Below are 14,707 nucleotides of genomic sequence, written 5' to 3'. Positions count from 1 at the left end.
CCTTAATTTCAGGACATGAATCAGGAGTATACCCATGCACTCAGGACCAAATACCTTACCTAAGGCTTCGGCCACCATGAGTACCGCGACCTTTGTTCCTTCGCCGCTACCGCCACTCCAGATGCTCTCTCCTAGAGGATTGTTTGCCCGCACACCCAATCTACGCAGTGATGATGACGCGAGCTTTAGAAAGGTATTACGCCATTATTTTGAGTCCACTTTTGACTGCTACGAGTCTTTATTCAGTTGTTTGGCAAACGATCAGGCTTATTACACCAAACCCATTTCACTGCGCCATCCGTTGATTTTTTATTTTGGCCACACTGCCACCTTTTTTGTGAATAAGCTTTTATTGACTCGCATGATCAACCAGCGTATCAACCAGCGCTTTGAGTCAATCTTTGCTGTAGGTGTGGACGAAATGAGTTGGGATGATCTCAATGATGCACACTATCAATGGCCTACACCGGCCGAGGTAAAAGCCTATCGCGATCAGGTTCGGGCGTTGGTTATCAACCTGATTGAAACTGCACCGCTGGAGCTTCCCGTTGATTGGAATAACCCTTGGTGGGCAATCATTATGGGAGTTGAACATGAGCGCATTCACCTTGAAACCTCCTCTGTATTAATTCGTCAACACAAATTGGAATTCGTAAAAAGTTCTCCCGACTGGCAGCCAGCACGTGTTACGGGAACTGCACCAGCGAACGAATTGATTAGTGTGCCTGCTGGCAGTGTTCATATCAGCAAAAACAAACAAGATCCCTTTTATGGATGGGATAATGAATACGGTGAACATCAATCGGATATCAGTGAGTTCAAAGCGGCAAAATATTTAACCAGCAACCAGGAGTTTTTGGCATTTGTCGAAGCTGGTGGATATTTAAATTCTCACAATTGGGAGGAAGAAGGTAAAGGCTGGCTGGCTTATACCAAGGCTCAGCATCCTACGTTTTGGGTCAAAAAAACCAATGGTTGGTATTTGCGTTTGATGACGGAAGAAATAGCTATGCCTTGGGATTGGCCGGTAGAAGTCAACTACCATGAAGCTAAAGCTTTTTGTAATTGGAAAAAATCCGAAACTGGTATGAATGTGCGTCTTCCCACTGAAGATGAGTGGTATCGCCTATACGAACACAGTGGTGTAAATGCGGTGGGCGATGATACTGCTGCCGCCAATATTCATTTGGATCATGGTGCATCTTCCTGCCCCGTTAATCAATTTGCGCACGGCGATTTTTATGATGTGATTGGTAATGTGTGGCAGTGGACTGAAACGCCTATTTATCCCTTCAATGGTTTTGAGGTTCATCCGATTTACGACGATTTCACAACACCCACCTTTGATGAGCGTCATAATCTTATTAAAGGTGGCTCATGGATTTCATGCGGCAATGAATCATTAAAATCATCCCGCTATGCATTCCGTCGCCACTTTTTTCAACACGCTGGTTTTCGCTACATTGTCTCAGGAGATATTAAACCCTTGCCTAGCTCCCATTACGAAACTGACCGATTAATGTCGGAGTACGCCGAATTCCATTACGGTGATGAATATTTTGGTGTTGCAAATTTCTCCAAAGCTTTGGTTGATTTAGCACTGGAAACCCTGGGTGATTCCCCCAAGCATAAAGCATTGGATTTAGGTTGTGCTTCCGGGCGCGCCACCTTTGAATTGGCTCGTGTTTTTGATGCAGTCACTGGCATCGACTTTTCCGCGCGTTTTATTGGTCAGGGAGTGCAATTAACCCAAGGGGAAACATTGCGCTACACATTGACTGATGAAGGTGAATTAGTCTCCTACAAATCCCGCTCGCTGACAGACATTGGATTGTCAAACACTGCGCATAAAGTGGAGTTTTTTCAGGGCGATGCCTGCAACCTTAAACCCGTTTTTACTGGTTACGATTTTATTTTGGCTGCCAATTTAATTGATCGACTATACAGCCCCGCAAAATTCCTCGATAACATTCATGAGCGTTTGAATATCGGAGGCGTACTGATGCTAGCATCACCCTATACCTGGCTCACTGAACATACGCCGCGTGAGGAATGGATCGGTGGTTTTAAAAAGGACGGTGAAAGTTTTACTACACTGGATGGTTTGCAAGCGCACTTGGGTAATCACTTCCGCTTGATTAAGGGGCCAGTAGAGGTGCCATTTGTGATTCGTGAAACCAAACGCAAATTCCAGCACAGTTTATCTGAAGTTACTTTTTGGCAAAGAATCGCTTAATCAGTAATAAAATACAAAAGCGAAGCATATTAAAAGTAAAAATATAAAGGCAATGCAGGCAGCTGCGTTGCCTTTATATTTTAAAAGGCACAGAGCAACGTTAACTCAGTGTTTGCGATTGAGTATTTCTAATTCAATAATTTCCTTTAGTAAAAAAGGCTGATCCTTCTTAAAAAAGGATTTATCGATATTCGTATTAGCAAGAAAAAATGTTTTCCTGCTTTTATTACGCAGCAGCTTCAAAGCGTTACGAAAGTGATCCTCAAACAACTTGTCAGCCTTGCCGCTTGTGTATGCCTTATGCAATCCGTACTCCAGACGAGTGGCTAGCAAAGGCTGATTTTTGGAGACAAAAAAGTACATAGGCAAGTAAGTAAACAAACCGAAGTTTTCAACAATCATTAGCTCTGGCATTTCCTGCTGGTAGGCTTTTAATTCCGGCTCAACCTCATAAATACTGCGCATCAACAACTCAAACCGGTTGGCTTTGAGCATAGGAATTAGCGTAGGGTAAGGGCCGCCATAAATGAGTTTGAAGCCGTTATCCTCTAAAATTTTTGCAGTTGACCAACCTTGCCCTTGGCCAATAGTGAAGCGATTTAAATCGGCGATAGTATTCACTTTTTCAAATAAATGAAGGTTATTGCGGCTCGCTAAAAATAGCCGATAACTGGCCAAACCCCGCATAATGGGAAACTGCACCAGATGTGTCTTTTCCAGCCATTCCGGTGTCGGCATGGAAACAGCCAATGAAAGGTTTCGTCCGGATTCCACCTCCAGCAATTGTCGCCGAATGACAGTCTCCTGACGCTGCTGGATAATTTTGTAAGGCCCGTACTTATCTTTTGATAACTCCAATGCCAAGCGCAGAAGTTCATCAGCATAGATCCTGTGCGCAGCCTCACGCTCCATATAGGGAATGCGGACAATCATTGGGCTGGAAACATCGCCAGCTGCAGAAGCAGGGCACATGATTAAGGCCAGTAGGCAGGTCAAAAAAATTCTTAGCATGCAGCGGTTTCTGCTGTAAATGTCGTTTAAAGTGTTAACCCACATAAGTGTAACAGGATAATTTTATGCCGTTCGATTTTGACCAAATCATTCACAGAGAGCACACCAACTCGGTTAAATTTGATGGCCGCAAACACTATTTTGGCACTGATGATCTATCGCCACTTTGGGTCGCAGATATGGATTTTGCGGTACCCGACTGTATAACCCGCGCACTGCAAGAGCGAATCAAACATCCCATTTTTGGATATACGCTGTACCCCGACAGCTTATATCAAGCGGTGATTGATTGGTTTGCCCGGCGTCACCAGTGGCAGATTGAACAGGAGTGGATTGTATTTGCGCCCGGTGTGGTGCCCTCGCTATTCGCCGCAGTACACGCATTTACCCGGGAAGGCGAGGGAGTGATTGTGCAACCGCCAGTGTATTTTCCATTTTTTTCGGCAGTTACATCCAATAATCGTTTATTAATCGAGAACCCTTTACGCGAAATAAACGGTCGCTATGAAATGGATTTTGAGCATTTGGAAACCTGCGCACAACAAGGGGCAAAATTACTTTTATTATGCTCGCCCCATAATCCGGTAGGGCGTGTATGGAGTAGTGGCGAGCTGGAACGTTTGTTGGATATCAGTCGCCGCTACCAGTTAACTATTTTGTCTGACGACATTCATTGCGATTTAACTTATTCAGGCGTTACACACACTATGCTCGGCCGCTTAGCCGGCACAAGCGACAAAATAGTCACCACCATAGCACCCAATAAAACTTTTAATATTCCAGGGCTTGGGCTATCCGCATTGATTATTCCCAGTGCAGCGGAACGCAAAGCAATGAAACAGGCATTTGAATATTTGCATTCAGCCAATCACAACCCGCTGAGTATTGTGGCATTTGAAGCTGCTTATAGCGGCGGCGAACAATGGCTTGATGAACTTATGGTGTATTTGGAAGCCACTCGCGATTACGTTGCAGAATTTATTGAACATGAAATTCCCTCAATAAAACTAATAAAGCCTGAGGCAACTTATTTACTCTGGTTGGATTGTCGTGGCTTGGGATTAAGCGATCATGAGTTAAAAGATTTTTTTATTCGCAAATGCAAATTAGGAATGAACCCGGGCATAGTATTTGGCAAGGAGGCTAGTGGTTTTATGCGAATGAATATTGGCTGTGCGCGATCGGTTATTACTAGCGCACTTAATAGTATCAAGCAGAATATAAATAATTTATAAATTAATCGGTTGATGCTTATTTATTTAATAACATATTGTAGTGCTATTTTATCAATGGTCATAAATTAATGTTAATTTTTTTAATTAACTGGTATTAAAGAGTCTGTTTGTTAACGGCCGCCAACTGACAAGAGGTAATGTCATGTCCGAGCAAGCCAAATCACATCGAATAGGCGATATGTTGGTCGAGCGTGGCATCATCACACGCCAACAGCTTTGTGAAGCAATTGAAATACAGCAGGCTCGCCAATTGTTACGCGAAGGCACCGGCAAAACTTCCGTCGAACCTTTGGGTGAAATTCTGATTGAACTGGGTTTCATCGATAGAGGCCAGTTAACCCACACCCTGAGTTGGCAGCGCCGCTTACGCAACGCAACCTTGATCATGTCTTTTGTCGCCCCCCTATTAACCACCGCCTGTGGGGGAGGCGGGGGTGCAGGCACGACCAGCCCTTCGGGCAGCAACAAAACACCACCTAATTCATCCCTGACATCCTCAGTGGCTTCTGACAGTGTTTCCAGCAGCCCGGATGCGTCAATACCGGCGCCAAGTTCATCTTCAGCCATTTCTTTTTCGTCAGATTCGTCTTTGTCGCCATTGAGTTCCAACACCAGTTCAAGTCAATCCAACAGTGAAATTAACGGGCCAGTACTACTGAGCTGGGCTGTGCCTTCAGCCAGGGAAAATGGAGATTACCTCGGGGTTGAAGAAGTAGGGGGCTATGAAATCCGCTATCGCGAGAAGGGAGCAGAGAATTTCAGTTCGGTGCGGATTACTGGCGGGTATGTTAACAACCATTACTTCAGCCATCTTCAAGGTAACTTGGAGTTTGAGATTGCTGCCTATGACACCAATGGCCTCTTCAGTCGCTTCATCGCCATATTGCCGCAGAAAAACACATCCGGATAAACCTCGTCGGGAAAGTAATTTTTGTCAGTTGAATGCAAATTAGCCTTCAAACGCCTACAATGAGCGCCTTTTTTTGACTGACCAGCTGCTTGAGATCCTATGACTGTTAATACCTTTGACCCCTCCCAAACCACCACTCTGGACACGCCAGCCAAAACACTTGCCAGTCAGGCGCAAAGTGGCGGCACCAAAGGCAATACCATCGGCTTTGTATCGCTTGGCTGCCCTAAAAACCTGGTGGATTCAGAGCGCATACTGACCCAATTGCGCACCGAAGGTTACAACATAGTGCCCACCTACAACGATGCGGACATGGTGATAGTCAATACCTGTGGCTTTATCGACAGTGCGGTACAGGAATCCTTAGGGGCGATTGGCGAAGCGCTCGCAGAGAACGGCAAGGTGTTAGTCACGGGGTGTTTGGGGGCCAAAAAAGACGAAATTATCCAGGTTCACCCCAACGTTTTGGGTATTACCGGTGCCCATGCCTATGAAGAGGTGTTATCGCAGGTACATGAACACCTGCCGCCCAGCCCGACCCACAATCCCTTTACTGATTTGGTTCCACCACAGGGTATTAAGCTGACGCCGCGCCACTACGCTTATTTGAAAATATCCGAAGGCTGCAACCACTCCTGCAGTTTCTGCATTATCCCCGATATGCGCGGCAAGCTGGTGAGCCGCCCGATTGGGCAGGTAATGGGTGAAGCCGAGCGCCTGGTGAAAGCCGGGGTAAAAGAATTACTGGTCATTTCCCAGGATACCTCTGCCTATGGTGTCGATATTAAGCACCGCACCGATTTCTGGGATGGCCGCCCGCTCAAAACAGACATGTATCAGTTAGCTGCCGCACTGGGTGAATTGGGTGTCTGGGTGCGTTTGCACTATGTTTATCCTTATCTACATGTAGACAACGTGATTCCTTTGATGGCACAAGGCAAGGTATTGCCCTATCTGGATATACCTTTCCAACATGCGAGCCCAACACTGCTGCGCAAAATGCGCCGCCCCGGACAAGTGGAACAAACACTGGAGCGCATCAAAGCCTGGCGCGAACAAGTGCCTAACTTAACCATTCGCTCTACCTTCATTGTGGGCTTCCCCGGGGAAACAGAAGCTGACTTCCAGCAGCTGCTGGATTTCTTAACAGAGGCGCAGCTGGATCGCGTGGGTTGCTTCCAATATTCGCCAGTTGAAGGCGCCAAGGCTAATGACTTGCCCGATCATGTACCGGATGAGATCAAACAAGAACGCTACGACCGCTTTATGCAGCTGCAGCAACAAATCTCCACTGAACGCTTGAAGCAGAAAGTAGGGCAGGTGCTTCAAGTGCTGATCGATGAAGTTGATGAAGAGGGCGCCATAGGTCGCAGTTTTGCTGACGCACCCGAGATCGACGGCTGCGTCTACTTGAATGGTGAAGAGAATGTAAAACCCGGCGACTTGGTAAATGTGCTTATCGAACACTCGGACGAGTACGACCTGTGGGGCACCAAAGTCTAACGCGCCACACAGGTAAAGCCGAATCCCCCAGCTGTGAAAACACTGGGGGATTTTTTTATGCGTTGTGTTCTACACTAGGGTTTCATTGCGGAGTAAGGTCTATGCCTGACATACAGCACCAACCGGAACAGCAGCGTTTTGTTCTTGAATGCGATAACAGCGAAGCGATACTGAGTTATCGTTTATTCTCTCACGGCACAACACCTGCTGTAGATTTCACCAGCACTTATGTGCCACCACAATGTCGCGGCAAAGGTTTTGCAGAAAAATTAGTGCGCACAGGAATTAAGTGGGCACAAGCACAGGGCTTTGAACTGCACGCCAGCTGCTGGTACGTTGCAAAATTTATTCGTTAATTTTAATTCTGGCAGAAAGGAATAAGTGTGATTAAACGGCGTGGTTTTACTCTGATTGAAATGATGGTGGTGGTCGCCATCATCGCAATTCTGGCATTAATGGCAATACCCAAGGCGGACCCGACTATCGCACGCCGCCAAGTCACCGAATCCATGGAGTTGATAGAGGACTACAAAAAATTAGTTGCTTATTATCACAAAAACACCTTGGTATTTTTAAAAAACAATCAAGAGGCAGGAATTCCCGAGCCAGAAAAATTGCTGGGAAATTATGTGGATCGAATTGAATTAAAAGAGGGCGCTTTTCACATTCATTTCGGCAACAAAGCCCACCCTTCACTCAAAGAAAAAATTCTCAGCGTCCAACCCATTGCGGTAAAAGATTCACCGCAGAGTCCCATCTCCTGGCTCTGTGGAAAAGGGGCCGTGCCCGAGGGAATGCAAGCAGTGGGCGAAAATAGAACTAATGTTGAATTAAAAGATCTACCAATAAACTGCAGAATTTGAGATTGAATCTTTGCATTAACCAAGAGAGTTTACATGATCAAATTAGAGAAAGACCCGAGTGGAACCTACCGTCAACGCATCACTATCGGGGCGCATAATTTGTTTGCAGATGTTGATGCTGATCTGGGCGGAGAGAATTCCGCACCAGACCCACACGATCTGCTGGACTCTTCCCTTGCTGCCTGCACGGCAATTACCTTGACCATGTTTGCCAAGCGTCGGGGAATGCCTCTGGAATCAATCAATGTAAGCATTGAGCGCGATAACAGCAAAGAAAAATCAGGTGAGTACCAACTCTCGCTCAAATTAGAAATTATCGGCAACCTTAATGACGATCAGCGCCAACAGCTGTCGTCTATTGTAGAAAAGTGTCCGATTCATAAATTACTTTCTCATGCCACCATTAACATAAACACTCAAGTCGTTTAGGGGTAAGTTATGGCACTGATTATTTCTCCTCGTATTCAGGATATTGGTTTTCCCGTAAAACGCTTATTGCCATCGCGTGTTAAACAAAGAGTGGGGCCATTTATTTTTGTAGACCACATGGGGCCCGCACAATTCAGCCTTGGCACCACTTCGGATGATGTTCGACAACACCCTCACATAGGTTTGGCCACCGTCACTTATTTGTTTACCGGCGCGATGATGCACCGTGACAGCTTGGGCGTCGTTCAGCGAATTGAACCGGGCGCAATTAATTTGATGACAGCCGGTAGCGGCATTGTTCACTCGGAGCGTTTACCCGCCGATATCCGTGCCGGAAACACACCTGTTGAGGGAATACAAACCTGGCTCGCATTGCCGCTGGAGGCCGAAGAATGTGAACCAGCCTTTGCGCACTATCCGGCAGAAACAATTCCATCGGTTAACTTGCTCACCATGAGTGCGCAGGTGTTAATCGGGAAAGCCTTTGGTGTGGAGTCGCCAGTAAAAACAGCCAGTATTACTACCTATTTGGATCTGGCGCTGGGCGAAGCAACTCGCTATGAGCCAGATTTTCCGGGGCAGGAGTTGGCTATTTATGTCGCTTGGGGTTCAGTGACTGTGAACGGCGAGCCAGTAGCTGAATTTCATCTTGCAGTGCTGGATGAAAATTCTGTCATTGAATCTGAAAAGGCATCGAGAATTTTAGTTCTCGGCGGTGAGCCATTAGCTGGTGAGCGTTTTATTTTATGGAATTTTGTCGCTTCATCCCGCGAAAAACTGCGCGCGGCTAGCGAGCGCTGGGAAAAACAAGAGTTTGCAATGGTTCCAGGGGAAACGGATTTTATTCCACTGCCCAAAGCCTGAAAATAAATCGTTATGTGTTATTACTTTTTAATAGTAGTGATAAAAAATGCCCGATTAAATCGGGCATTTTTTTGGTGAAGCTGAGCGGTCAAATTAATCCGATATCGCCTTATTCACAATCACCTGCGCTTCTGCAATAAGCTCTTGCAAATGTTCTTTGCCTTTAAAACTTTCAGCGTAGATTTTGTAAATTTCTTCTGTGCCTGATGGGCGTGCAGCAAACCAACCATTTTTACTCATCACCTTAATACCACCAAACGCGGCATCATTGCCTGGAGCATGAGTCAGAATCGTCTCAATTTTATCGCCCGCCAATTCGGTCGAGGTAATTTGCGCCGGAGACAATTTGGAAAGTGCTTTCTTTTGCGCAGTATTAGCAGGAGCTTCAACACGCGCTTCCGCAGCATGACCAAATTCATCGGCCAACAACTTGTAACATTCACCGGGATCGCGGCCGGTATTGGCTTTAATTTCTGCTGCTAATAGCGAGGGGATAATGCCATCTTTATCGGTAGTCCAGACACTACCGTCGATACGCAAGAAAGACGCACCGGCACTTTCCTCACCACCAAACCCCAGTGAACCATCAAATAAACCGGGTGCAAACCATTTGAACCCAACAGGCACCTCATACAAACGGCGCCCAATTTTTTGGGCGACCTTATCGATCATTGCACTACTTACCACCGTTTTACCTATGGCGGTATTGGCTGCCCACTGTGGGCGATGCTGAAACAAATATTGAATCGCAACCGCCAGGTAATGGTTGGGAGGCAGCAGGCCACAACTAGGCGCCACAATGCCATGACGGTCGTGGTCGGCATCACAGGCAAAGGCCACATCAAATAAATTACGGCGCTCAACCATGCCTTGCATTGTGTAGGCAGAGGAAGGGTCCATACGGATTTTTCCATCCCAGTCTGCGGTCATAAATGAAAATGTTTTATCGACACTGGTGTTGAGCACCTTCAAATTTAACTGGTAATGATCAGCAATTGCACTCCAATAATTCACACCGGCACCGCCCAAAGGATCGGCCCCCATATGCACATTCGCACCACGAATTGCTTCCATATCAATAACATTGATCAAATCTTTAACGTAGTTATGCACATAGTCATGGTGATGCGTTGTGGCTGCTTTTAATGCCTGGTGATAATCCATACGTTTTACATCGCGCAGGTTATTTTCCAGCAACTCATTAGCACGCGCCTGCATCCAATTGGTGATATCACTGTCAGCCGGGCCGCCGTTAGGTGGGTTGTATTTGAAACCGCCATTGTCGGGAGGGTTGTGCGATGGGGTGATGACAATACCATCAGCCAAGCCACTGGTGCGCCCCTTGTTGTAGGTGAGGATGGCATGGGAAATAGCCGGTGTAGGGGTATATTCGCCCCCTTGTGCCAACATAATCTCCACACCATTCGCAGCAAGAACTTCTACCGCGCTAATTTGCGCAGGCTCAGACAGGGCATGGGTATCTATGCCTATAAATAATGGGCCGTTGATACCTGCTTGAGTGCGGTAATCGCAGATCGCCTGACTGATAGCCAGCACATGGTTTTCATTAAAACTGTTGGCAAAGGATGAACCCCGATGCCCGGAAGTCCCAAAGCTCACGCGCTGTTCAGCAACGCCTGAATCCGGCTTATTGGTGTAATAGGAGTCGATCAACTTGGGCAAATCGACAAGTAAATCCTGAGGTAGCAACTTTCCGGCCAGGGGGCTGGTAGACATAAAAACTCCTGAAATTATGGTTTTTTTGCTGAAAGCTAAATGCTGGTTTTAATCATTTTCCTGCTGCGCCAAGGCCTGTAAGCCCGGGTTTATTGCCATATGGTAGCCTGCTTTTATAGCAGATGCACCGAAGCGGCCAGCCTTGCGCTGGCCGCCTGAGGAATCAAGCCAATAGCTTTTCATAGATGTTGAGATATTGCTGTGCACTTTGATCCCATGAGAAGTCTTTACTCATGGCATTAAGCTGTAACTGCTTCCACAGGGCAGGCTGTTGATAAAGTTGTAATGCGCGATTAATCGCCTCGAACAACAACTCCGCTGTGGGGTGATGAAAAACAAAACCATTACCCTTGTCAGTGATAGCTTCCGCTGACTCTTCAAATACTGTGTCGCGCAGGCCGCCCACCGCATGGACTACGGGCAGTGTGCCGTAACGCAAACTGTAAAGCTGATTCAAACCGCAGGGCTCAAATAGTGATGGCATCAGAAAGATGTCACTGCTGGCTTCAATCCGGTGAGCAAAGCTCTCGTTGTAACCCAGAGTGACGGATACCCGACCTGGATGTTCAGCTGCAATCTTTTGCAGCGCCACTTCCAAATGAGGGAAACCACTCCCCAAAATGACCAGTTGGCATTGAGTTGCCAGCAGCCGCGGCATTTGGGCCAGAATCAAATCAACCCCTTTTTGATCAACCAACCGCCCCACAAAACCCAAGAGCGGCGTTTTTTCATCCACGTTTAAGCCCAGATCAGCTTGTAGCGCCAATTTGTTTTTGACTTTGTTGCCCAGGGTTCGGCGATTGTAATTAACACTGATGTGAGGATCAGTACCGGGGTTCCATTCATCCATATCTATGCCATTTAAAATGCCTGCAAGTGATTCCTTGCGATAGCGCATCAATCCATCCAGGCCGCAACCAAATTCGGGGCGCTGTATTTCATTGGCATAGCTGGGGCTAACCGTGGTGACATAATCCGCGAAGGCCAAGCCGCCTTTCATAAATGACATCTGCCCATAAAACTCCAGGCGCTCGTGGTGCCAGAAGCCTTGCGGCAAATTCAAATCGGCAAATGCCTGATAGGAAAACAGACCGCGATAGGCGAGATTGTGAATCGTAAAAACGGTTGCAGGGCGCTGAGGGTGTAAAGAGAGCAGGGCAGGAATCAAACCAGTTTGCCAATCATTGCAGTGGACTATATCCGGTCGCCAATCCAGCTGTGCCTGATTAAGGGCAATCAGCTCTGCCGCCTTGGAAAACAAATAAAAGCGTTTATGGTTGTCAAACCAATCTGAACCATCTGGCCCACAGTAGGGGTTACCTTCACGCTCCGAAAACTCGGGGATATCCACCAGCAGCACATTCAGACGTGAGCCGGGCAGCCGGGTTTGATTGATGGAAATTTCTCGCCCTTCGATCTGCAATTGCGCAACTTGTTTTACGCCCGAGGTTAACTTGTGCATCACACTCGCGTAAGCCGGCAGCAGGATTTTTACATCCTGCCCAAGCTTTAACAGCGCGCGCGGCAGGCTGGCAGCTACATCAGCAAGCCCGCCGGTTTTGATAAGGGGATAAACCTCACTGGTTGCAAAGAGAATTTTCTGCATGAGTAATCCTTGCTCTGTCGTTTAAATAAGCTTGAGTATTAATGCCCCCAAAGGTGGCAAATGAATATCCAATGATTGTTGGTGATTCATCCAGGGAATCTCCTGGGTATGTAGCGGGTCGCCGTTACCGTAATTGCTGCCGCCATAAAAATTGGAATCGGAATTTAATACTTCGCGATAAACCCCAGCAACAGGCACGCCAATGCGATAGTTGTCGCGTGCGACCGGCGTAAAATTAAGTACCACTATGCTGAAATCCTCATCGCTTTTGCGGATATAACTGATAATTGACTGGGTGCTGTCATGGCAATCAATCCATTCAAAACCATCGTGACGGAAGCTGCGCTGGTACAGCGAAGGCATAGTTTTGTAATGTTGATTAAGGTCTTTTACCAAATTTGCAAGGCCTTGATGCGACGGGTATTCAAGCAGGTGCCAATCCAGACTGCGCCCGGCAGCCCATTCGCTCCACTGACCAAACTCACTACCCATAAACAATAACTTGGTGCCGGGGTAGGTATACATGTAGGTGTACAACAGACGCAAATTAGCGAATTTCTGCCAATCGTCACCGGGCATCTTATTCAACATACTACCTTTGCCATGCACCACTTCATCGTGCGAAAAAGGCAGTTGGAAGTTTTCGGTAAAGGCGTAAATCATGCCAAAGGTCAGTTGATTATGATGGTACTGACGGTGAATGGGATCTTTGCTGAAATAATCGAGGGTATCGTGCATCCACCCCATATTCCATTTCATGGAAAAACCCAGACCGCCCACCCAGGTAGGGCGTGTCACCTGCGGCCAGGAGGTTGACTCTTCGGCAATTACTAAAGCGCCAGGGACTTGTCCATGGCATATCTCATTCAACTGCTTCAGGAAATCCATCGCTTCCAGATTTTCATTGCCACCATATTTGTTGGGCAACCATTGATCGTGTTCACGCGAATAATCCAGGTAGAGCATCGAGGCAACAGCATCTACCCGCAGGCCATCCAAATGGTATTCCTTTAACCAGAACAGAGCGCTGGCCAGCAGAAAGTTACGCACCTCATTGCGGCCATAGTTGTAAATCAGCGTACCCCAGTCGCGATGTTCGCCCAAACGCGGGTCTTCATGCTCATAAAGCGCTGAACCATCGAAGCGGGCAAGGGCATGCGCATCCTTTGGAAAGTGTGCCGGCACCCAATCCAAAATCACACCGATATTGTGTTGGTGCAGATAATCAACGAAGTAGCGAAAGTCATCCGGAGAGCCAAAGCGACTGGTAGGCGCGAAATACCCCGTTGTCTGATAACCCCAGGAATCATCAAAGGGGTGCTCACTGACCGGCAATATTTCCACATGGGTAAAACCCAAAGGTTTTATGTAATCAACTAATTGGTGAGCAATTTCCCTGTAGTTTAAAAATTCACCCGCCCAACCACGGCGCCAGGAGCCCAAGTGCATTTCATACACCGACATAGGTGATGACTGCCAATTCCAATGCTCGCGCTGATCAATCCAGCTTTTATCCTGCCATTTGTACAACGAATCGGCTTTTACGATGGAACCGGTTTGCGGGCGCAGCTCAAATGCTTGCCCGTAGGGATCAGACTTTAAAAATACGGCGCCCGATGCACGGTTGCGAATTTCAAATTTATAAATAGCACCCGGCTGCACTCCGGGAATAAACAACTCCCACAAACCGCTGCCACCGCGAACCCGCATTGGGTGAGCGCGACCATCCCAATCATTGAAATCACCCACCACACTAATTCGCTCGGCGTTTGGCGCCCAGGTCGCAAACATCACTCCGCTTATGCCGTCCACAAGGCGCGGATGCGCACCAAGATGGTGGTGAATGTTCCAATGTTGCCCCTCGGCAAACAAATGCATATCAATATCGCCCAATAAAGGGGCAAAACAATAAGGGTCAACTTCAGTATGGGGCTGATTATGGCGATCCAACCAATGCAGTTGATAGCGCGCAGGTAAATCTTGCCCCAAACCTTGCCATACAAAAAAATCGGTTCCTTCAATGCGAGCCATTGAAACAAATTGACTATTAGTAGTTTGCACCGCTACCGAACGGGCGCCAGGAATATATGCCCGAACAAAAGTATCTGCGTCTGCCGTTGCTTTATCACCTAATGGATGGCGCCCAAGCACTTCAAATGGATCGTGATGAGTTGCTGTCACAATACGTAGCATTTCATGGCTTAAGTTATTGTCCTGCTGTGAATTTGGCATTAAATCAGTTCCTGTTTAAATGATGTAACAGTGCACATGTCATGGGCGGCACGAAAAGTGATAACAATTATAAAAATTATT

Annotated in this window: 12 protein-coding genes; 8 read left to right on the top strand and 4 right to left on the bottom strand. The window is 47.1% G+C overall.

The window, feature by feature from the left end:
* Positions 1–34 precede the first annotated feature (34 nt).
* Positions 35–2,236, top strand: a complete 2,202-nt coding sequence (gene ovoA, locus ACFODX_RS08450; RefSeq protein WP_378118014.1) for a 5-histidylcysteine sulfoxide synthase — start codon at positions 35–37, stop codon at positions 2,234–2,236.
* 105 nt (positions 2,237–2,341) lie between these two features.
* On the opposite strand, the gene ACFODX_RS08445 is transcribed toward ovoA, so the two are convergent.
* A complete protein-coding gene (locus ACFODX_RS08445; protein WP_378118012.1) occupies positions 2,342–3,208 on the bottom strand; it encodes a hypothetical protein in 867 nt (288 codons plus the stop codon).
* A 104-nt stretch (positions 3,209–3,312) separates the two neighbouring features.
* On the opposite strand from ACFODX_RS08445, the gene ACFODX_RS08440 reads away from it, so the two are divergent.
* The 7 genes from ACFODX_RS08440 (at position 3,313) to ACFODX_RS08410 (ending at position 9,051) form a co-directional block, all read left to right on the top strand.
* A complete protein-coding gene (locus tag ACFODX_RS08440) occupies positions 3,313–4,482 on the top strand; it encodes a MalY/PatB family protein (protein ID WP_378118010.1) in 1,170 nt (389 codons plus the stop codon).
* Between the two features lie 142 nt (positions 4,483–4,624).
* Positions 4,625–5,392, top strand: coding sequence for a hypothetical protein (locus ACFODX_RS08435; RefSeq protein ID WP_378118008.1), 768 nt, complete (start codon positions 4,625–4,627; stop codon positions 5,390–5,392).
* Positions 5,393–5,491: 99 nt separating this feature from the next.
* Entirely contained in the window at positions 5,492–6,895 is a 1,404-nt protein-coding gene (gene rimO / locus ACFODX_RS08430) for a 30S ribosomal protein S12 methylthiotransferase RimO (RefSeq protein ID WP_378118006.1), read from the top strand.
* A gap of 101 nt (positions 6,896–6,996) precedes the next feature.
* Positions 6,997–7,251, top strand: a complete 255-nt coding sequence (locus ACFODX_RS08425; RefSeq protein WP_378118003.1) for a GNAT family N-acetyltransferase — start codon at positions 6,997–6,999, stop codon at positions 7,249–7,251.
* Between the two features lie 27 nt (positions 7,252–7,278).
* Positions 7,279–7,758 (top strand): pilin, encoded by a 480-nt coding sequence (locus ACFODX_RS08420; protein WP_378118001.1) that lies wholly within the window; start codon positions 7,279–7,281, stop codon positions 7,756–7,758.
* Between the two features lie 33 nt (positions 7,759–7,791).
* The gene (locus ACFODX_RS08415) at positions 7,792–8,187 is read left to right on the top strand and encodes an OsmC family protein (protein ID WP_378117999.1); all 396 of its coding nucleotides are present in this window, start codon (positions 7,792–7,794) and stop codon (positions 8,185–8,187) included.
* A gap of 9 nt (positions 8,188–8,196) precedes the next feature.
* Positions 8,197–9,051 carry a pirin family protein gene (locus ACFODX_RS08410; protein ID WP_378117997.1) on the top strand — a complete coding sequence of 285 codons (855 nt, stop codon included), beginning with the start codon at positions 8,197–8,199 and terminating at the stop codon, positions 9,049–9,051.
* Positions 9,052–9,144: 93 nt separating this feature from the next.
* On the opposite strand, the gene pgm is transcribed toward ACFODX_RS08410, so the two are convergent.
* From pgm to glgB, 3 genes are all read right to left on the bottom strand, one after another.
* Complete coding sequence (pgm, locus tag ACFODX_RS08405; protein ID WP_378117995.1) at positions 9,145–10,788, bottom strand: phosphoglucomutase (alpha-D-glucose-1,6-bisphosphate-dependent); 1,644 nt, start codon at positions 10,786–10,788, stop codon at positions 9,145–9,147.
* Positions 10,789–10,951: 163 nt separating this feature from the next.
* On the bottom strand, positions 10,952–12,394 hold the full coding sequence (glgA, locus tag ACFODX_RS08400; protein ID WP_378117993.1) for a glycogen synthase GlgA: 1,443 nt from the start codon (positions 12,392–12,394) through the stop codon (positions 10,952–10,954).
* 21 nt (positions 12,395–12,415) lie between these two features.
* A complete protein-coding gene (gene glgB / locus ACFODX_RS08395; RefSeq protein WP_378117991.1) occupies positions 12,416–14,626 on the bottom strand; it encodes a 1,4-alpha-glucan branching protein GlgB in 2,211 nt (736 codons plus the stop codon).
* Between the last annotated feature and the right edge of the window lie 81 nt (positions 14,627–14,707).

The organism is Cellvibrio fontiphilus, from assembly GCF_042646205.1.
Lineage (GTDB): Bacteria > Pseudomonadota > Gammaproteobacteria > Pseudomonadales > Cellvibrionaceae > Cellvibrio > Cellvibrio fontiphilus_A.
This window is presented reverse-complemented; position numbering and strand designations above follow the sequence as displayed.